This window comes from Streptomyces sp. AC555_RSS877, from assembly GCF_019049245.1.
Taxonomy (GTDB): Bacteria; Actinomycetota; Actinomycetes; order Streptomycetales; family Streptomycetaceae; genus Streptomyces.
In genome coordinates, this window is sequence record NZ_JAGMUK010000005.1 from 139,967 (window position 1) to 160,526 (window position 20,560).

General features: G+C 71.9%; 15 protein-coding genes. 6 read left to right on the top strand and 9 right to left on the bottom strand.

All coding sequences use genetic code 11. From position 1 onward, the window contains the following. Positions 1-9: 9 nt before the first annotated feature. From KUM49_RS03510 to KUM49_RS03520, 3 genes are all read right to left on the bottom strand, one after another. Positions 10-1,800 (bottom strand): serine/threonine-protein kinase, encoded by a 1,791-nt coding sequence (locus tag KUM49_RS03510; RefSeq protein WP_217235169.1) that lies wholly within the window; start codon positions 1,798-1,800, stop codon positions 10-12. A 176-nt stretch (positions 1,801-1,976) separates the two neighbouring features. Continuing rightward, a complete protein-coding gene (locus tag KUM49_RS03515) occupies positions 1,977-4,868 on the bottom strand; it encodes a protein kinase (protein ID WP_308406535.1) in 2,892 nt (963 codons plus the stop codon). Between the two features lie 187 nt (positions 4,869-5,055). Continuing rightward, positions 5,056-7,260 carry a serine/threonine-protein kinase gene (locus tag KUM49_RS03520; RefSeq protein WP_217235234.1) on the bottom strand — a complete coding sequence of 735 codons (2,205 nt, stop codon included), beginning with the start codon at positions 7,258-7,260 and terminating at the stop codon, positions 5,056-5,058. Between the two features lie 169 nt (positions 7,261-7,429). On the opposite strand from KUM49_RS03520, the gene KUM49_RS03525 reads away from it, so the two are divergent. Continuing rightward, a complete protein-coding gene (locus KUM49_RS03525; protein ID WP_217235171.1) occupies positions 7,430-8,473 on the top strand; it encodes a serine hydrolase in 1,044 nt (347 codons plus the stop codon). Between the two features lie 190 nt (positions 8,474-8,663). On the opposite strand, the gene KUM49_RS03530 is transcribed toward KUM49_RS03525, so the two are convergent. Continuing rightward, positions 8,664-10,370, bottom strand: a complete 1,707-nt coding sequence (locus KUM49_RS03530) for a glycerol-3-phosphate dehydrogenase/oxidase (RefSeq protein WP_217235172.1) — start codon at positions 10,368-10,370, stop codon at positions 8,664-8,666. 290 nt (positions 10,371-10,660) lie between these two features. Between KUM49_RS03530 and KUM49_RS03535 the strand changes: the two genes are divergently transcribed. Next, the gene (locus KUM49_RS03535) at positions 10,661-11,869 is read left to right on the top strand and encodes a nucleotide sugar dehydrogenase (RefSeq protein WP_217235173.1); all 1,209 of its coding nucleotides are present in this window, start codon (positions 10,661-10,663) and stop codon (positions 11,867-11,869) included. A gap of 146 nt (positions 11,870-12,015) precedes the next feature. Then, positions 12,016-12,531, top strand: a complete 516-nt coding sequence (locus KUM49_RS03540) for a hypothetical protein (RefSeq protein WP_217235174.1) — start codon at positions 12,016-12,018, stop codon at positions 12,529-12,531. Between the two features lie 92 nt (positions 12,532-12,623). Here the strand turns inward: KUM49_RS03540 and KUM49_RS03545 are convergent, their stop codons facing one another. The 4 genes from KUM49_RS03545 to KUM49_RS03560 form a co-directional block, all read right to left on the bottom strand. Continuing rightward, entirely contained in the window at positions 12,624-13,748 is a 1,125-nt protein-coding gene (locus KUM49_RS03545) for a GuaB3 family IMP dehydrogenase-related protein (protein WP_217235175.1), read from the bottom strand. 116 nt (positions 13,749-13,864) lie between these two features. Further along, positions 13,865-15,373, bottom strand: coding sequence for an IMP dehydrogenase (guaB, locus tag KUM49_RS03550; protein ID WP_217235176.1), 1,509 nt, complete (start codon positions 15,371-15,373; stop codon positions 13,865-13,867). 175 nt (positions 15,374-15,548) lie between these two features. Further along, complete coding sequence (locus KUM49_RS03555; protein WP_217235177.1) at positions 15,549-16,136, bottom strand: sigma-70 family RNA polymerase sigma factor; 588 nt, start codon at positions 16,134-16,136, stop codon at positions 15,549-15,551. Between the two features lie 266 nt (positions 16,137-16,402). Beyond that, entirely contained in the window at positions 16,403-17,014 is a 612-nt protein-coding gene (locus tag KUM49_RS03560) for a response regulator transcription factor (protein WP_003948568.1), read from the bottom strand. A gap of 381 nt (positions 17,015-17,395) precedes the next feature. Here KUM49_RS03560 and KUM49_RS03565 point away from each other — a divergent pair, with 381 nt between their 5' ends. Further along, entirely contained in the window at positions 17,396-17,719 is a 324-nt protein-coding gene (locus tag KUM49_RS03565) for a WhiB family transcriptional regulator (RefSeq protein WP_217235178.1), read from the top strand. Between the two features lie 110 nt (positions 17,720-17,829). On the opposite strand, the gene KUM49_RS03570 is transcribed toward KUM49_RS03565, so the two are convergent. After that, entirely contained in the window at positions 17,830-18,726 is an 897-nt protein-coding gene (locus KUM49_RS03570) for a LysR family transcriptional regulator (RefSeq protein ID WP_217235179.1), read from the bottom strand. Between the two features lie 80 nt (positions 18,727-18,806). On the opposite strand from KUM49_RS03570, the gene KUM49_RS03575 reads away from it, so the two are divergent. Continuing rightward, on the top strand, positions 18,807-19,475 hold the full coding sequence (locus KUM49_RS03575; protein WP_217235180.1) for an MOSC domain-containing protein: 669 nt from the start codon (positions 18,807-18,809) through the stop codon (positions 19,473-19,475). Positions 19,476-19,572: 97 nt separating this feature from the next. Next, the gene (locus tag KUM49_RS03580) at positions 19,573-20,346 is read left to right on the top strand and encodes an SDR family oxidoreductase (RefSeq protein WP_217235181.1); all 774 of its coding nucleotides are present in this window, start codon (positions 19,573-19,575) and stop codon (positions 20,344-20,346) included. The last annotated feature ends 214 nt before the right edge of the window (positions 20,347-20,560 follow it).

The window sequence follows — 20,560 nt, forward strand, 5'->3', positions numbered from 1 at the left end:
GGGCGCGTGTCAGCCGGTCCCCGGCTGCCACCCCTGCAGTACCGCAGTGAACTGCTTGCGCGTCTTCGCCCAGCTCTCGATCGGCGACGACATGTAGATGGCGTACTCGACGCCGTCCCGAGCGCGGTACGTCTCCTCGATGGCGCGGCGCGGACCGGGGGACGGCGGCGCGTCCTTGGCCTGCGCGGTCCACGTGTACTCCCACAGGGAGCCGTCGCGGTCGCGGTAGACGTTCCTCTCCAGCCTCACCCGGTCGTAGTCGACCAGCCGTCGGAGTTGCTCCTCCAGGTCGAGCTGGTGGGCGTACGGGTCGCCGAAGTCCGGCGATTCGTCGACGGCGATGCGGACGAAGTGCTCGCCGCCGTCGGGTGAGTAGTCGATCTGCTCGATGCCGCCCTCGCTGCTGTAGACCGACCGCTTCCAGCCCCTGGGCAGAGAGAGGCTGAAGCCCGCGGGGTCGTCGACGGAGACCCAGGTCGGCGCACCCGTGCGGCTCGGCAAGGCGGACGCCCCGGCGTCGGCCGCCTGCCGCCGTCCCTCGTCCCATCCCTGCACCCACACCGCCGTACCTCCACCGATGATCGCGGCGAGGGCGACGACAAGGGCGAGGGTACGCAGCCGACGGCGCCCGGGCGGGCCCGCCGGCGCGGCGACGGCGGCAGGGTGCGCCGGTCCGCCGACGGGCGTCACACTGGTCGCCCCCGTCACAGGGGGATACGGCGTCCCGGTGACCGGCGTACCCACCCCACTGCGCGCACCACCGTGCGCCTGACCTTGCGCACCGCTGTGCCCCCCACGATGGGCCCCACCTTGCGCACCACCGTGGACCCCACCTCGCGGACCGCGGTGCGTCCCGCCGTACCCCCCGACGCCCGCCCCCGTGCGGAGGCCGGTTCCGGCCCCGGTGTGGGGCCCCGTCCCGTCCCGGGACCCGGACTCGACCCCCACGTGCTGCGTCGGCACGTACGCCTGCGCAGCGCTCGGCCGCCGCCCCTCCGCCGCCTCGGCGAGCATCTGCTCGGCCTCGGCCATGTCGGGCCGCAGGGCTGGGTCCTTGTGCAGCAGGGCGGCGATGACCGGCCCGAGCGGGCCGGCGTACTGCGGCTCGGTGGGCTCCTCGTCGACGACGGCCTGCATGGTGGTCAGAGGCGTGGTGCGGCGGAACGGCGATCTGCCCTCGACCGCCGTGTACAGCGTGGCGCCGAGCGCCCACAGGTCGGAGGAGGCTCCCGGGTCGTGGCCGCGGATCCGCTCGGGGGCGAGGTAGTCGACCGAGCCGACGATCTCGCCGGTACGGGTGATGGCGGTGTCGCCCTCCACCTGCGCGATGCCGAAGTCGGTGAGCAGGACGCGGCCGTCGCGGCCGAGCAGGACGTTGCCGGGCTTCACGTCACGGTGCAGGACGCCGGCGGCGTGCGCGGCGCGCAGCGCGCGCAGCACCCACAGGCCGATGCGGGCGGCCTCCGTCGGCTCCACCCTCCCCTGTTCCTTGACCGCGTCGGCCAGCGAGTGGCCCTCGACCAGCTCCATCACGATCCACGGCCGGCCGTCGTGGTCGAGCACGTCGTGCACGGTGACGACGGCGGAGTGGTTGATCCGGGCGGCCGCGCGCGCCTCCGCCCGGGTGCGGGCGAGAAGGACCGTCCGGTCGCTCTCGGAGACGTAGAGCGCGGCGGTGAGCTCCTTGATCGCGACGGCCCGGTGCAGCACCTCGTCGTGGGCGCGCCAGACCCGGCCCATGCCGCCCCTGCCGATCGGGTCGGCGAGCCGGTAGCGCCCCGCGACGAGCTGGCCCTGCATCTGATTCACGTTGCCCCGCAATGCTCTTGACAGGGTCAGACTAAGGACCCGCCGGTACCGAAAGGAACCAGGGGAGCACCAAGGAGACCGCACTGTGACGGTTGTCGCTTCGAGAGGCGAAAGTAAACCAACGAGCAGCCGGAGGCGTCCGCCGGCCGCCGCTTCCGGCCCGGAATTCAGCCGGTGACCTGATAGGTCTGCGCCGCCTGCTCGTACAACCGCGTCACCTCGTCCCGCTCCGCCTCCGGGCCACGCACCTGCACCACGTGGTACTTCCCGTCGATCAGCAGCGCCAGATTGCGCACGAACAGCTCGCGCCCGTCGTCGCCGGTCCAGGTGAACTGTCCCTCGGCCATGGTCCGACCGCCCACCTGGATCGTCTTCAGCCCGGTCGCGGTGGCCCAGCTCGAGTCGCGGTACGGCTGCAACTCGGGCTCCTTCTCCCGCTGGTACACCATGGGATCGCTGCCATCCTCGGCCGCGCTGTCCCGCCCCGGTACGACGATCAGCTCGAAGTTGCCGTGTGCGTACACGATCTGCCCGCGCCCGTTCTCCGCCGTGCGCTCCCAGCCGTTGGCCACGGCGACCCGGAAGCCCTCCGTGTCCTTGCGCAGGGTGAAGCCGTCGGCGACCTCGGGCCCTTCGGTCTGCGGCTCGGTGGAACCCGCGGACGTCGAGGGACTGCCCTGGGACGGCCCGGGCGAGGTCTGGTCGGGCCGCGGCTCGCTGCTCGCCTCCGGGGACTGCTCGGGCGCCTGGCTCACCTCGCCGGCGGTGCCGGTCCGGTCCCCGGCGCCCTGGTCGTCCGGGTCCGCCTTGGGCATGAAGAACATGGCGTACGCGACCGCCCCGGCCAGCACGAGCAGGATCAGCACCAGCAGGGTCCGCCCGAGACTCCTCGGCGAACGGGCCTGCTCCCGCGCCCGTTTGTGCCGCCCGTGCGCACTCGTCGCGGGCAGCCCGGCCCGCCGCCTGCGCACCAGCTCGCCCCGACGGCGTACGACGGGCAGGCGACTCCTGTCGGCGGGCGGCGCGGCCACGACGTGCGCGCCGGCCTCCGGCTCGGGCGCCGAACGCACCAGTGAGCGCAGCCAGCCGCGCAGTTCCTCGAAGTCCAGCCGCTCGGTCGGGTCCTGCCGCAGCAGCGACTCGACCACCGGCCTGAGCGGCCCGCACTCCTCGGCGAACGCGGGCGGCTCCGCACACACCAGCTGCACCAGCTCGGCCGTCGACTCCTCCGGGTACGGCGCATGCCCCTGTACGGCCCTGAACAGCAACGCCCCGAGCGCCCACAGGTCGGTCTGCGGCCCGATCGGCGCCGCCAACTGCCAGTTCTCGTGCACCGGCCCGGCCTGCTCCGGGGCCCACCGCTCCGTCACCGGTCCCACCACGGCCATCCGCGCCTGGCGAGCCCGCTCGGCAGCCAACGCGGTGGTCGGCCCCCGCCGCACGGGCGCCCTCGCGGCCAGGTCGTCCCACCGGCCGGTGGGCGCACCGGAGGCACCGGGAAGCGCGGGCGCTGAGGGGCCGTGAGCACCCGGGCCCGCGACGCCGCCGGCCGACGGGACCGGAACACCGGCCGCGGTCGCACCAAGCCCCGCCGACGGGACACCACCGGCCGGCGCGCCGGGCGACGGGGTGACCCCACCGACCACGCCCCGCGGCGCGGCCCCATGCCAGGACGCGGGACGCACGCCATAGGGGTCGGCAATCTGCCCCGGGGGCACACCCCCGGACGCCTCCCGCCCACGGTGCCCGCCGGGGTACGGCGTCTGCGCCGCCCCGTTCCCAGCGGGGTACGGCGTCCGCCCACCCTGCGCACCGGGATACGGCGACTGCTGCGCACCGTTCGCGTGTGCGGCCGGGTCACCCTCGGGCGCGGGGCGGGCCCCGGGCAGTGCCGCCCGGCCGCTCTGCTGCGCCTCCTGCACCCGGGCCGCGGCCCGGGCCCCCGCCCGGTACGCGGCGATCGCCCCGGCCCGCGCCGCCCTGACGTCCGCACCGCCGTCGACGTCCCGCCGGGCAACCGCGGCCGAAGCTCCTGCCTCGTTCGCGCTCCCCGGCTCCGCCCCGGCAGCCGGAAGCCCTCCGGCCTCCCGCGCCTCGATGGCGGCCCGCCGAGCAGCCTCGGGATCCGCCGCACCGAGGCCGGTACCGCCGGCGCCTCGCGCACCGCCGGGCCCGACCGGGACGGCGCCACCAAATCCACGACCACCACCGGGCCCGACGGACACACCGGTGCCACCAACTCCACGGACCCCAGCGGCACTACCGCCTCCACCAGGCCCGCCTACGCCGCCGTTTCCTCCAGCGGTCCCGGCACGACCAGTGCGCCCACCACCCTCAGCGCCCAGAGGCCCGCCAGGTCCACCAGGCCCTCCCGGCCCGGGCCCGTCACCGAACTCCCCGCCCCCGGCGTTCCATTCCGCCTGTTCGGACGGCACCGGGTCGTACCCGCACAGCGCTTCCTCCGCCGCGCCGACCGCGAGGCCGGTCAGCATCACACGGCCGTCGTCGCAGACGAGCACCGTGCGTGCGGTGATGTTCCGGTGCACCCAGCCGTGCGCGTGCAGCACTCGCAGCGCCATGAGGACATCGGAGGCGACCTCGGCCGCCCGGTACGGCGTGAGCGGCTTCTCCGCGAGCAGCGCCGCCAGTGGCCGCGCGGACACCAACTCACTCACTATCCACAGCGAACCGCCGTCGGCGAACACGTCGAAGACCTGGTCGAGCCGAGGATGGTCGGGAATCCGGGCCGCGGACTGCGCGGCCTCGACGGCCCGTCGTACGGCCGGATCCGTGGGCCGCCGCGCCGCCGAACCCGCCGGGGTCCGCCGCGCTCCACGGGTCCGGAGCCCCTGAGGATCCCGCGCCGTGAATCCCTCCGGCAGCCCCTCCGCGTCGAGCACCTCCGCCTCGACGACCTCGGGCAACGGCACCTGCCTGACCAGGACTTCCTGCCCGCTGTAGGTGTCGAAGGCCCGGCTCTCGGTGAGTTCGTACTCGTCGGAGGGCGGCAGCGGCAGGCGGTAGCGGTCGGCGAGTACCCGTCCCGCATAGTCGTCCACGTTGCCTCCCCCGGCCGCCCGGTTGGTCAATTCCGTTCGCCTCGCGGCCCGTTCCGCCAATTTCCCGGCTGCGTACGGTCCGCAAGCACTCACGATACGTGCCGGAGGCAACTCACCAAGAGGGGATTCCAGATCTCACGCCGCAAACGAGAAACCGAACAAGATGTCGATCACGCCGCTCGCAGCCTCACGACTTCGGTGTGAACGTGTCGGCCAGCGTCTTCCAGGTGCCCTCACGCAGGTCGCTGTCCCACTGGGCGTCCTTCGCGGTGTACATCAGCGCATACCCGAGTTGGTCGTTGACGACGAAGCCCCGGTCGATCGTCCGGTACGTCGTTCCGCTCTCCGAGTAGGTGAACTCCCAGTCGGCCGTGTTCCAGCCGCGGTAGTCCACCTTCTCTATTCGGATCCTCTTGTACTGAGAGCGTGTCATGTACCGTTCCTGGCTCTTCCAGTCCGCCACCGGGTCACCCTTCGGCGTGGACGTCCAGGCCACGAGCAGTTTCTGTCCGTCCGGCCCGGTGAAACGGTCCCCCGCCGATCCCGTCGACTGGAACTTCCACCCGGCGGGCAGCCCGATCGAGTACCCCTGGCTTCCCCTGTGCGTCGTCTCCGGCGCGTTGCCGGAACCGGAACCGGAGGAGCCCTCGCCCGAGCCACTGCCTCCGGACGCGCTCGCTTCGGCGCTCGACGTGTTCCCGGACCCGGCCGCCGCGGACTCGGTGCCCGAGCCGTCGGTACGGGTACCGCCGCTCTCGTCCTCCTTGGTGCCGGCACTCGCGCCGGCACTGGCCGACGCCTTGCCGCCACTGCCCGCGGCCCCGTCGGAACCCCCGCCGTCACCGAGCGTGAGGGCCAGTACGGTGCCGATCACGGCGAGCACCACGACCACCGCGATGACGACCAGCGTCCGCCGCGGCACGACATCCGTGAGCGGCGCCCTCGGCACGGGCCTCGGCGGCAGATCCGGCGGCGTCATCACGGGCCACCCGGAGCTGCGCCCACCCGTGGATGCGTTGGCACCCGCGCCACTCGCAGCAGCGCTCGCGCCCTGAGCACTCCGGTCGCGAGGACCGGGCACCCCGCCGGAAGCCGATCCCGATGCCGAGCCCGATCCCGATCCGGAGCCCGAACCGGCCCCCGCCGCCCCACTCGACGAGGCCTTCCCCGACGAGCCGGCCCCTTCGGCAACCGACGCGCCCTTAGAACCACCGGCCGCCCCGGCGCCCGCCGTACGGCCACCGCCCCCAGCAGCGGACGCACCACCGGATGGTGACACTGCGGTCCCCTTGCCGTCCGCACTCGAAGCAGCCGGGTCGGCAGCGGACTTGGTCCGGGAAGCGGCCGCGGAAGAAGCCGCGGCACCCGCCGCCCCGGCGGCCTTCCGCACGGAACGCAAGGCCCCGCGGAACCGCTCGCCGGCCTCCTCGCCCCGCTTGCCCCGGTCCGCCCGCTCATCGGGCTGCGGGGGCAGCGGCACGACCTTCGTCGCATCCGGTGCCTGCTCCGGCTCGGCCGCCTTCGGCTCGGGCGCGTGGATCACGGCCTGGAGCATCGCTCGCGCGCCGTCGTCGTCGAGCCGCTTGGCGGGGTCCTTGTTGAGCAGTCCGTAGATGACGTCCTTCAGCGGCCCCGCGTTCTTCGGCTCCTCCAGCGGCTCGGTCATCACCGCGGTCAGCGTCGCGATCGCCGACCCCTTGTCGTACGGCGGAGCACCCTCGACCGACGCGTACAGCAGCCCGCCCAGCGACCACAGGTCGGCCGCCGGTCCAGGCTTGTGCCCGCGGGCCCGCTCCGGGGAGATGTAGGAGGGCGCGCCGACGAGCATGCCGGTCGAGGTGATGGACGGGTCGCCCTCGACCTGGGCGATGCCGAAGTCGGTGAGCACGACCCGGCCGTCCTCGGAGATCAGCACGTTCGACGGCTTCACGTCACGGTGCAGGATGCCCTCGCGGTGTGCGGACCGCAGCACGTCGAGGACCGCAAGGCCGACCTCCGCCGCCCGCCAGGGCTCCAGCAGGCCGTCCTCCCGGATGACCTCGGCGAGTGACTTGCCCTCGACGAGCTCCATCACGATCCACGGCCGGTCGTCCTCGTCGACGACGTCGAAGACCGTCACCGCGCTGTTGTTGCGGATCCGCGCGATGGCCTTGGCCTCGCGCAGCGTGCGGGTGATCAGCCGACGCTTCTCGTCCTCGTCGATGTTGGTCGGGAACCGCAGCTCCTTGACGGCGACCGTCCGCCCCAGGGTCTCGTCCTCGGCACGCCACACCGTGCCCATGCCACCGCGGCCGAGCACACCTCCCAGCCGGTACCGCCCGGCGAGAAGACGCCCGCTGTTGTCCTGACGAGTGTCTTGACGGGATGTGCCCGCCCGCTCCGCCTCCGACATGCGTCCCCTCATGCAACCCGCCCTGACAGAGCCTCCATTGTCCCTCACCCGACAAGTGCCCAACGCCCAGGGTGCCCCTGACGGCACCGGCAGCCCTCCGCGCGGGGTCCCGGTGAAGCCGCCGTCCCCCGCCCTGCATGATGGGCCCCGACAAGGGAGGACCCGCGCGATGCCACCGCTTCGGACGCTGTCGGCCGTGCCCATGTGCCTGGCAGTCCTCGCCCTGGTCCCCGCCGCCTCCTCGGCGCCGATGGCCCCGCCCACGGACGCGGTCCTTCCGCTGCTGGTCAAGCGGGGTGGCACCCCCGCCGCGGCCCTCCTGGCCCGCGAGGAGACCGGCACCCGCTATGTCCGGAGCGGTCCGGGCATAGCCCGCGCCGACCACTTCCGCGCCGGCAGCATCACGAAGACGTTCATCGCGACCCTCGTCCTGCAACTGGCCGCCGAAGACCGGCTGAAACTGTCCGACACGGTGGAGCAGCACCTGCCCGGCCTGGTGCGGGGAGCGGGCAACGACGGCCGCGCGCTGACCCTGCGCGCCCTGCTCACCCACACCAGCGGCCTGTACGACTTCACCGCGGACACCAGCGGCGTCGTCCCCGTCGCCCCTCTTCAAGCCGTACGCATCGCGCTCACCCACCCCCCGGCCGACCCCGGCCGCTACTCGTACTCGAACACCAACTACATCCTGCTCGGCCTGGTCGTCGAGCAGGTCACCGGCCACTCGTACGCCATCGAGGCCGAGCGCCGCATCATCGCTCCGCTGGATCTGACGGGCACCTCCTTCCCCGGCTCCCGCACGACGCTCCCCTCACCGCACGGCCGCGCCTACGACGCCGACGGAACCGACGTCACCGAACTCGACCCGCGGGTGGCCGGCGCCGCCGGCGAGCTGGTGACCACGCTCGCCGACCTGGACCGCTTCTACGCCGCCCTGCTCGGCGGACGGCTCCTGCCCCCGCGCTGGCTGCGCGAGATGCTCGACACCCGCACCGCACACGGCTCGTACGGCATGGGGCTGTTCCCGGTGAAGCTGCCGTGCGGCACCACGGTGTGGGGGCACAACGGCCGCATCACCGGCAGCTACGTGCGCACCGCAGCCACGGTCGGCGGCCGCCGCGTCCTCACCTTCCGCGTGAACACGACGGCGGTTGCAGATCCCGGCCTCGAACCCCGGCTGCTCGCTGCCGAGTTCTGCCCCCGCACCCCGTAGAACGGCCGGGTTCCGAACGAAGATCCCGATTCGCGACACTCGTTCGAGTGACGCTCGCCCACCACCACCAGCGCCCGGCGCCCGGCGGCGGGGCCACGGCTCGCGGCCGCGGCTCGCGGGCGCTCCCGAGCTCGGCGGCTCGCGGCGGCACACGCCACGGCCACCGGATGCGCGGCACGCCCCGAACGCCCTACAACGGCACGATGTCCGGCGCCCCCAGCCGCGCCGCGTCCGCCGTCAGGTCGTCCGGCTGCCGCTGCGACTCCCGCTCCGCCTCCACCCGCTTCTCGTAGTGCTGGACCTCGCGTTCGATCTGGTCCTTCTCCCAGCCGAGCACCGGCGCCATCAGCTCGGCGGCCTCATGGGCGCTGCGGGTGCCCCGGTCGAAGGTCTCGATGGAGATGCGGGTACGCCGGGTCAGGACGTCGTCCAGGTGCCGGGCACCCTCGTGCGAGGCGGCGTACACGATCTCGGCGCGCAGATAGTCGTCGGCCGCGTGGAGGGGTTCGCCGAGCGAGGTGTCCGAGGCGATGAGGTCGAGCACCTCCTCCGCCATCGTGCCGTACCGGTTCAGCAGGTGCTCCACGCGCACCACGTGAAGGCCCGTCCGCGCGGCGATCCGCGCTCGCGCGTTCCACAGCGCCCGGTAGCCCTCGGCGCCGAGCAGCGGGACGTCCTCCGTCACGCATTCGGCGACCCGCATGTCGAGCCCGTGCACCGCCTCGTCCACCGCGTCCTTGGCCATCACCCGGTACGTCGTGTACTTGCCGCCGGCGACCACGACGAGCCCGGGCGCCGGATGCGCCACGGTGTGCTCCCGCGACAGCTTGCTGGTGGCGTCCGACTCGCCGGCCAGCAGGGGCCTGAGACCCGCGTACACGCCCTGGACGTCGTCCCTGGTCAGCGGCACCGAGAGCACCGAGTTGACGTGCTCGAGGAGATAGTCGATGTCGGCGCTGGACGCGGCCGGGTGGGCCTTGTCGAGGTCCCAGTCGGTGTCCGTCGTACCGATGATCCAGTGGCGGCCCCACGGGATGACGAACAGGACGGACTTCTCGGTGCGCAGGATCAGGCCGCTCGATGAGGTGATCCGGTCCTTGGGCACGACCAGGTGGATGCCCTTGGACGCCCGGACGTGGAACTGCCCGCGCTCCCCCACCATCGCCTGGGTGTCGTCGGTCCACACCCCGGTCGCGTTCACGATCTGCTTGGCGCGGACCTCGTACTCCCCGCCGCCCTCGACGTCCTGCACCCGGGCGCCGACCACGCGCTCGCCCTCGCGCAGGAACCCGGTCACGCGCGCGCGGTTGGCGACCTTCGCGCCGTACGAGGCCGCCGTACGCACCAGGGTCGCCACGAAGCGGGCGTCGTCCATCTGGGCGTCGTAGTACTGCAACGCGCCGACCAGCGCGTCCTTCTTCAAGGCGGGCGCGACCCGCAGCGCGTGACGGCGGCTCAGGTGCCGGTGCAGGGGCAGGCCCCGGCCGTGACCGCGGGCCATAGACATGGCGTCGTAGAGAGCGACACCCGATCCGGCGTACACCCGCTCCCAGCCCTTGTGCTGGAGCGGGTACAGGAACGGCACCGGCTTCACCAGATGCGGAGCGAGCCGTTCCAGCAGCAGGCCGCGCTCCTTCAGCGCCTCGCGGACGAGGGCGAAGTCGAGCATCTCCAGATAGCGCAGGCCGCCGTGGACCAGCTTGCTGGACCTGCTCGACGTGCCCGAGGCCCAGTCGCGCGCCTCGACCAGGCCCACGGACAGGCCCCTGGTCACGGCGTCGAGCGCGGTGCCCGCGCCGACCACTCCCGCGCCCGCCACCAGCACGTCCAGCTCGCGCTCGGCCATTGATGCGAGTGACTCGGCGCGTTGCGCCGGGCCCAGTGTCGCTGTCCTCACCGCTGCCTCCCGCTGTCGGTCGTGCCGGCTCACCCCGGAGGGGTGGCCCGGTTCGTATCCCCCATGCCCAAATTCTGACCGGCTTGCCCGAGTTCAGCCACCAGTGGCCCCAGCCTGTGGACAACCTTCACGACGTGCGGAACAACGCTCACGGACCCACAGGGAGACACACGTAATAAATCCCGCGTATCGGTCATATTTACTCCTAGTCTGACATTGCGCTCGCCCATCCTGTCCACAGGGCTTGCACACCTGTCCCGCTTCGGCTACTGGGAAGGACGGTCCACGCCATGCCCGCAGATCTCGCCGTCATCGGACTCGGCCCCTACGGACTGCCCCTGGCCCAGGCCGCCGTCACCGCCGGCATCCCCACACTCGGATACCGCACCGGCCCTGAGCCGGGCTCCCTCAGCCCCGCCGAAGTCCGCCGGATGCTCTCGGGGGGCTTCCGGCCGACCACCTCCCCGGCCGAACTCGGCCGGGTGCGCACCGCGGTCATCTGTGCCCCCACCCCACAGGGCGCGGACGGCGGACTCGACCTCGGCCAGGTGGAAGCGGCCGCCCGCACCCTGGCCGCACACCTGCGCCCGCACACCACGGTCATCCTGGAGTCGCCCGTCCCCCCGGGCACCACGGAGGGCTTCCTGCGCCCCCTCCTCGAAGAGGGCTCCGGACTGCGCGCGGGCCGCGACTTCCACCTCGCCTACTCCCCCAGCCGTGTCGACCCCGGCAACCGCGACTTCACCCCCGCCAACACCCCCAAGGTGATCGGCGGCCTCACCCCCGCCTGCACCGAGTCCGCCGCCGCCTTCTACGGCCGTCTCACGGACAAGGTGGTACGCGCGCGTGGACCGCGCGAAGCGGAGACCGTGCAGCTCCTGGAGAGCAACTACCGGCACGTCAACATCGCCCTCGTCAACGAAATGGCCGTCCTGTGCCACGACTTGGGCGTCGACCTCTGGGACGTCATCCGCTGCGCGGAGACCAAGCCGTTCGGCTTCCAGGCCTTCCGCCCCGGCCCCGGCGTCGGCGGCCACGCCGTCCCCCAGGACCTCGCCGGCCAGTCCGGCCGCACCCTGCGCATGGTCGAGCTCGCCCAGCAGGTCAACCACCAGATGCCGCGTTACGTCATCCAGCGCGCCGCCACCCTCCTCAACGAGCACGGCAAGTCGGCGCGCGGCGCCCGCGTCCTCCTCCTCGGCGTCACCTACAAGCCCGACCTCGCCGACCAGCAGTCCACGCCCGCCCGAGAGATCGCGACCCGCCTCATGGAGCTCGGCGCCTCCGTCAGCTACCACGACCCGCACATCCCGTCCTGGAACGTCCTGGACCGCCCGGTCCCCCGCGCGGACTCCCTCTACGAGGCCGCCGCCGAGGCCGACCTGACGATCCTCCTCCAGAACCACCGCACGTACGACCTCCAGGGCCTGTCGGTGAAGGCCCAGCTGCTGCTGGACACGCGGGGGGCGACGCCGACCGGGGCGGCCCATCGAATCTGAGGGCGAATTTCCGGGTGAACCGGGCAGGGGTGCCTGCTACTGTTCGGCGACTCGTCGCACATGCGTGCGCGAGTCCGTCGCACTCTCGTGCGCACACCACACCGCTCGTTCATCGGTCCCGCGAGGGACATGGGGGGATTTCTGTCATGACCCAGCCAACGCCACCGCCGCAGCCCGCCGAGGGCAACCCGTACGCCCAGCAGCCGGGCGCCATGCCGCCTGCCCCGGCCCCGTTCGCCCCCGCGCCGCCCGCCCCGGCCCGCGGCAACGTCGCCCTCGGCCTGGTCGTCGCCGTCGTCGCGGCCCTGGTCACCGCCGGCATCTACGGCGCCATCGTCGGCGCCACCGAGTACGAGATCGGCTACGCGGCCGTCGGCGTCGGCTTCCTCATCGGCCTCGCTGCGGGCAAGCTCGGCGGCCCCCACCCGGTGCTGCCCGTGGTGAGCGCGGTCCTGTCCCTCGGGGCCGTCTACGCGGGCCAGCTCATCGGCATCGCCATGATCGGCGCCGACGCGAGCGGCATGTCCGTGATGACGATCTTCACGGACCACTTCGACCTGGTGACCAAGAGCTGGAGCGAGGAGGCCGACGTGCTGACGTTCGTGTTCCTCGGCGTCGGCGCGTTCGCCGCGTTCTCCGGCGCCAAGAAGGCCGCCGCGTAACGACGTACCGCGTACATACCCGGTCCGTACCCGGAAGGGGCCGCCCACCTGATGGTGGGCGGCCCCTTCACGTACTACGGGGACTACGCGAACTACCGCCGGTGCACCGAATCCGCCACCGTCACCTCAACCCGCTGGAACTCCTTCAGCTCGCTGTACCCGGTGGTCGCCATCGCCCGCCGCAGCGCTCCGAAGAAGTTCATCGAGCCGTCCGGGGTGTGGGACGGGCCCGCGAGGACCTCCTCGAGGGTGCCGACCGTGCCGAGGTCGACCTTCTTGCCGCGCGGCAGTTCCTCGTTGACGGCCTCCATGCCCCAGTGGTGGCCCTTGCCGGGTGCGTCCGTGGCGCGGGCCAGCGGGGAGCCCATCATCACCGCGTCGGCGCCGCAGGCGATGGCCTTGGGCAGGTCGCCGGACCAGCCGACACCGCCGTCGGCGATCACGTGCACGTACCGGCCGCCGGACTCGTCCATGTAGTCGCGGCGGGCCGCCGCCACGTCGGCGACCGCCGTCGCCATCGGGACCTGGATGCCCAGCACGTTGCGCGTGGTGTGCGCCGCGCCGCCGCCGAAGCCGACCAGGACGCCGGCCGCGCCGGTGCGCATCAGGTGCAGGGCCGCGGTGTACGTGGCGCAGCCGCCGACGATCACCGGGACGTCGAGTTCGTAGATGAACTGCTTCAGGTTCAGCGGCTCGTGCGAACCGGAGACGTGCTCCGCCGAGACCGTCGTACCGCGGATGACGAAGATGTCCACGCCCGCGTCCACGACCACCTTGGAGAACTCGGCGGTGCGCTGCGGGGAGAGCGCCGCCGCGGTGACCACGCCCGAGTCGCGCACCTCCTTGAGGCGCTGCCCGATCAGCTCTTCCTTGATGGGAGCGGCGTAGATCTCCTGGAGGCGGCGGGTCGCGGCCTCGACCGGCAGGCCGACGATCTCGTCCAGCAGCGGCTGCGGGTCCTCGTGCCGCGTCCACAGGCCCTCGAGGTTCAGCACCCCGAGTCCGCCGAGCTCACCGATGCGGATCGCGGTGGCCGGGGAGACGACCGAGTCCATGGGGGCGGCCAGGAAGGGCAGCTCGAATCGGTAGGCGTCGATCTGCCAGGCGATCGAGACCTCCTTCGGGTCCCGCGTACGGCGGCTGGGGACGACGGCGATGTCGTCGAAGGCGTACGCCCGGCGGCCGCGCTTGCCGCGCCCGATCTCGATCTCAGTCACGTGTGTGGCCTTTCCCTGATGCGTTTCAGCGTCTTCCAGTATCGCCGACGGGTACGACAAGGGCGGCCCCGGATACCCCGGAGCCGCCCCCTGCCTGCCTCACGCGCGCGTGCGGGTCACTTGCTGCGGCTGTAGTTCGGTGCCTCGACCGTCATCTGGATGTCGTGCGGGTGGCTCTCCTTGAGGCCCGCCGAGGTGATCCGGACGAACCGGCCGTTGTCCTGGAGCTCGGGGACGGTCCGGCCGCCGACGTAGAACATCGACTGGCGCAGGCCGCCGACCAGCTGGTGGACCACCGAGGAGAGCGGGCCGCGGTAGGGCACCTGGCCCTCGATGCCCTCGGGGACGAGCTGCTCGTCGGAGGCGACGCCCTCCTGGAAGTAGCGGTCCTTGGAGAAGGACTTGCGGTCGCCGCGGGACTGCATGGCGCCGAGCGACCCCATGCCGCGGTACGACTTGAACTGCTTGCCGTTGATGAACATCAGCTCGCCCGGCGACTCCTCGCAGCCCGCGAGCAGCGAACCGAGCATCACCGTGTCGGCACCCGCGACCAGCGCCTTGGCGATGTCGCCGGAGTACTGCAGGCCGCCGTCGCCGATGACCGGGACGCCGGCCTCCTTGGCGGCGAGCGCGGCCTCGTAGATGGCGGTGACCTGGGGGACGCCGATGCCGGCGACGACACGGGTCGTACAGATGGAGCCGGGGCCGACGCCGACCTTGATGCCGTCGACACCGGCGTCGATGAGCGCCTTGGCACCGTCACGGGTGGCGATGTTGCCGCCGATGACGTCGACGCCGGTCGAGTTCGACTTGATCTTGGCGACCATGTCGCCGACCAGGCGGGAGTGGCCGTGGGCGGTGTCGACGACGATGAAGTCGGCGCCCGCCTCGATCAGGGCCTGGGCTCGCTCGAAGGCGTCACCGGCCACGCCGACCGCGGCGCCGACCAGCAGACGGCCCTCGCCGTCCTTCGCGGCGTTCGGGTACTTCTCCGCCTTCACGAAGTCCTTGACCGTGATCAGGCCCTTGAGGATCCCGCCGTCGTCGACCAGCGGAAGCTTCTCGATCTTGTGCTTGCGCAGCAGTTCCATGGCCTCGACACCGGAGATGCCGACCTTGCCGGTGACCAGCGGCATCGGCGTCATGACCTCGCGCACCCGGCGCGTACGGTCGGTCTCGAAGGCCATGTCGCGGTTGGTGACGATGCCGAGCAGCTTCTTGTTGCCGTCGGTCACCGGGACGCCGCTGATGCGGAACTTGGCGCACAGTGCGTCGGCCTCGCCGAGCGTGGCGTCCGGGTGGATCGTGATCGGGTCGGCCACCATGCCGGACTCGGAGCGCTTCACCAGGTCGACCTGGTTGGCCTGGTCCTCGATGGAGAGGTTGCGGTGCAGAACGCCGACACCGCCCTGGCGGGCCATCGCGATCGCCATGCGCGACTCGGTGACCTTGTCCATGGCGGCGGACAGGAGCGGGATGTTGACCCGCACGTTCTTGGAGACGTACGAGGCGGTGTCGATCTCGTCGGGTGCCATGTCCGACGGGCCCGGCAGCAGCAGCACGTCGTCGTAGGTCAGCCCGAGGGTCGCGAATTTTCCGGGCACTCCGTCGACGTTGGCAGTCATGACACCTTCCCCAAATGGCCTTGCTCGGTGCGGATGTCCATGCTAACGGGAAGCTCAGCTCCCGAATTCCACGGCTCCGGATGACTCCGGGCTTCGTATGTTCGTACGGATTTCCGCGGACGCCTGTTCATGTCCGGCGCAGGCCTGGTCATCCGGGGCAGTACCCCGGCGGGCCCTACTGCTCGGCCAGCGCCCGCAGTCTGCTCAGGGCCCGGTGCTGGGCCACCCGGACCGCTCCGGGTGACATTCCCAACATCTGGCCGGTCTCCTCGGCCGTGAGGCCCACCGCGATGCGCAGCAGCAACAGCTCCCGCTGGTTCTCGGGCAGGTTGGCCATGAGCTTCTTGGCCCATTCGGCGTCGCTGCTGAGCAGCGCCCGCTCCTCGGGGCCGAGCGAGTCGTCGGGCCGCTCGGGCATCTCGTCCGAGGGGACGGCCGTCGAACCGGGGTGACGCATCGCCGCCCGTTGCAGGTCGGCGACCTTGTGCGCGGCGATGGCGAAGACGAACGCCTCGAAGGGGCGACCGGTGTCCTTGTAGCGAGGCAGGGCGAGGAGGACCGCTACGCAGACCTCCTGGGCCAGGTCCTCGACGAAGTGCCGGGCGTCGCCGGGAAGGCGGGACAGACGGGTGCGGCAGTAGCGCAGGGCCAGGGGGTGGACATGGGCGAGCAGGTCGTGTGTGGCCTGCTCGTCCCCGTCGACGGCGCGATGCACGAGCCCGCCGATCGCCCCGTGGGCAGTGCCCGCCTCGTCGTCGCGCATCGGTCCATGGTGCCTTGAGGGCATCCGATGCGTGGCATCGCCCTGGTCGTTGTGCACCGAAGCGTTATGAGCAGGTGCGCCGGAACTCATCCCTTGCGCCCTCCCCTCCCGCTCGATCGACTCGTCCCCGAGGAACTCCACACCTCAAGGATGCGGCATCCGCGGCGAAACGAGCAGCGGGCACCCGGTGGACCCCGTCGCCACCCCCGCCCGCCATGCGGCAGGCGGGGATTTCCGTACCCCCGCTACGACACACCCAGCCCTGCTCAGCGCACCAGGCCCCAGCGGAAACCGAGCGCCACTGCGTGCGCGCGGTCCGAGGCGCCGAGTTTCTTGAACAGCCGCCGGGCGTGCGTCTTGACGGTGTCCTCGGAGAGGAACAGTTCGCGGCCGATCTCGGCGTTCGAGCGGCCGTGGCTCATGCCTTCGAGGACCTGGATCTCGCGCGCGGTGAGCGTCGGCGCGGCGCCCATCTCGGCGGAGCGCAGCCGGCGCGGGGCCAGCCGCCAGGTCGGGTCGGCGAGGGCCTGCGTGACGGTGGCGCGCAGTTCGGCGCGGGAGGCGTCCTTGTGCAGATAGCCACGGGCACCGGCGGCGACCGCGAGCGCCACGCCGTCGAGGTCCTCGGCGACGGTGAGCATGATGATGCGCGCACCGGGGTCGGCGGACAGCAGCCGCCGGACGGTCTCGACGCCGCCCAGACCGGGCATGCGTACGTCCATCAGAATCAGGTCCGAGCGGTCGGCACCCCAGCGGCGGAGGACTTCCTCGCCGTTGGCCGCCGTCGTCACGCGCTCGACACCGGGCACGGTCGCGACCGCGCGGCGGAGCGCCTCTCGGGCAAGCGGGGAGTCGTCGCAGACGAGGACGGATGTCATGACCGTCCTCCGCAGCTGATGCACGTCACCTTGAGCCTCCAGGCTGGTACGAAATCGTCACCTGTGCGGTCGACCGTCTCGGACGCCTGCCCGAGCCCTTGTTGTTTCAACCGCCTCCGCACTCTCAACGACGGTCACTCGAAAGAGTTACGGGGCCTTGTGCCATCTTCGGCACTCTACGTGAGGGCGCGGACACGGTGCAGACATGCGCGGTGGACCCACAACGTTTCATCACAACCCATGCCCCATTTAGACCCTTTTCTTCCCATTTCTTAGTGTCTGAGGCTAGATTCGCAATGAGTCATATTTTCATCTCCTTAGATCGTAGATGTACGGTCGTGGACACCGTATCCGCCCAGAACGGCTACAAGGGGTCACGCAATGGCAGATTTCTCCCGCCTTCCCGGACCGAACGCTGACCTGTGGGACTGGCAGCTCCTGGCCGCCTGTCGAGGGGTGGACAGCTCGCTCTTCTTCCATCCGGAGGGTGAGCGCGGTGCGGCCCGGAGTGCTCGCGAGAACTCGGCCAAGGAGGTCTGCATGAGGTGCCCGGTGCGCGCACAGTGCGCGGCGCACGCGCTGGCGGTGAGAGAGCCGTACGGCGTCTGGGGCGGGCTGACCGAGGACGAGCGCGAGGAGCTCATGGGGCGGGCGCGCCACCGGCTGGTGTCCGCGTCGGCCGGGGACGGCCCTTCGAGCAACTGAACAACCGAACGACCGCACAACTGAAGGAACGTTTCTGCGGGATGGGCACGCGCACGCGTGCCCCTAATTTTTGCTCCGGGTGCACCGGGTGCACGTTCTCGGAGCGCGCGTCAGCGTTTCGCGGCGCGCGTCAGCTGGTCCAGGGTCGCCGCCACCGCCGGCACCTGAGCCAGGTCGGGCAGCGTGAGCGCGACGATCTCCCGCCGGACCGCCGGTTCCAGCGTCACCGTGCGAGCGCCCCGTGGCCGTACGGACTCGACGGCGAGCTGCGGCAGCACGGCGACGCCGAGTCCCGCGCCCACCAGGCCGACGACCGCCGGATAGTCGTCGGTCGCGAAGTCGATGCGGGGCGTGAAGCCGGCGCTCTCGCACACCTCGACGAGCTGACCGCGGCAGCGCGGGCAGCCCGCGATCCACGGCTCCCCGGCGAGCTCGCCGATGGAGACCGACTCCGCGCGCGCGAGCCGGTGCCTCTCGGGTACGAGAGCGACCAGCCGGTCGGTCAGCAGGGGGCGTACGACGAGGTCGTCCCACTCCTCGGCGCCCGCCGCCCCCTCGTACCGGAAGGCGAGCGCCAGGTCGCAGTCGCCCTCGCGCAACAGGGCGACGGACTGCGGCGGTTCGGCCTCCTCCAGGAAGACCCGGGTGCCGGGGTGTTCGGCGCGCAGGGCCGCGAGGGCCGTCGGTACGAGGGTGGAGCTGCCGCTGGGGAAGGAGACCAGCCGGACCCGTCCGGCGCGCAGGCCCGCGATGGCGGCGACCTCCTCCTCGGCCGCGGTGAGCCCGGCGAGGATCCCGGCGGCGTGCCGCACCAGCGCCTCGCCGGCCTGGGTCAGCCGCATCTCGCGGCCGCTGCGGATGAGCAGGGGCGTGCCGACGGACGCCTCCAGTGCCTTCATCTGCTGGCTGACGGCGGGCTGGGTACAGCCCAGTTCGCGCCCCGCCGCCGAGAAGGAGCCGGTGGTGGCGACGGCGCGCAGCACGCGGAGATGACGGGCCTCGATCACGGAGTCGAGCATAAGCGGGCCTTGGGGGCGATGCCGAATAATGCGTCGCCGCTTTGCCGCCCGCGCCGTACCGTGCCGCCATGAGGCTTCTTTCTGTGAACCTGGGCCGTCCGAAGGCCGTGCCGTACACGGACAACCCGGAAGGCTTCACCGGCATCGACAAACAGCCGGTGCGGGAGCCGGTGCGGGTGTCGGCGCCCGGCCCCAAGGGCATCGGCGGCAGCGGGCTCGCCGGGGACGCGGTGTGCAAGCGGCAGCACCACGGCGGCGACGACCAGGCGGTGTACGCGGTGGCGCGCGAGGACCTCGACGACTGGGAGCGTGAGCTGGGACGGGCACTGCCCCACGGCTCCTTCGGCGAGAACCTCACCACTGAGGGCATCGACGTCTCCGGCGCGCTGATCGGCGAGCGCTGGCGGGTCGGGTCCGAGGTGGTGCTGGAAGTCAGCAGCGGGCGGATCCCGTGCGTCACCTTCCAGGGCCATATGGGTGAGGAGCGGTGGGTGAAGCGGTTCACGCAGAAGGGAGCGCCGGGTGCGTATCTGCGGGTGATACAACCGGGCGAGATCCGTGCCGGGGACCCCGTCGAGATCGTCCACCGCCCCGACCACGACGTGACCGTGGCCCTGGTGTTCCGGGCGACCACGACCGAGCGGCACCTGCAGCCGCGGCTGCTGGTGGCGGGAGAGGCGCTGCACCCGGAGATACGGGCCTGGGCGCGGGAGTACGCGGCGAAGAACGGAACCTGACGAGCGTTCACGGGCCCGCCCCTCGCCACGTCTTCACGCAGCGGGAGCCCCTGTGCTGAGAGCGGACGCGCACAGTCCGGGTCATTAACCTTGCGCCATGACAACGGCTCTCATCACGGGTTCCACCGCGGGCATCGGCGCCGCCTTCGCGCGACGGCTGGCGGCGGACGGGCACAACCTCGTCCTCGTCGCCCGCGACACCAAGCGGCTGCGGGAACAGGCGACCGAACTGCACGACCGGCACGGCATCGAGGCGAAGGTCCTCACCGCCGACCTGGCGACCGACGACGGCATCGAAGCGGTCGCCGCCCGGCTGGCCGACCGCAAGAACCCCGTCGACCTGCTGATCAACAACGCGGGCTTCGGCAACAAGGGCCGCTATCTCGACGTGTCCATGGCCGACGAGCTGATGATGCTCAAGGTGCACTGCGAGGCGGTCCTGCGGCTGACGTCGGCGGCGACGGAGGCGATGCGGGAGCGGGGCCGCGGGGGCGTCGTCAACGTCGCGTCGGTGGCGGCCTTCCTGCCGCGCGGGACGTACGGCGCGTCCAAGGCGTGGGTCGTGCAGTTCACGCAGGGGGCGGCGAAGGACCTGGCGGGGAGCGGGGTCCGGCTGATGGCGCTGTGCCCGGGCTTCGTCCGTACGGAGTTCCACCAGCGGGCCGGGATGGGAACGGACAACATCCCGGGGTGGATGTGGCTCGACGCGGACAAGCTGGTCGCGGCGGCGCTGGGGGACCTGGCGCGCGGGAGGACCGTGTCGATTCCGGATCCCCGGTACAAGGTGATGATGGGGGTGGTGAAGGTGATGCCTCGGGGGGTGCTGGGTGGGATCAGCTCGCGGACCGGGCGGAAGTACGGGCCGCAGTAGGCACTGCACGATCACCACGGCGGGCCGTCTTCATGGCGAGCGCCTCCCGACCACGAGCGGCACCGCACAGGGCAGGGACCACACCACCGCTGTGCGGCTGCGGTGGCGGGTTCAGTCGGCCAGTTCCCGCTCGTGGCCGACCAGTTCGGGCGGGGCGATCCTGCGGACCTGTTCCCAGTAGGCCGAGCGCACCTGCGGGGCTGTTTCCCCCACC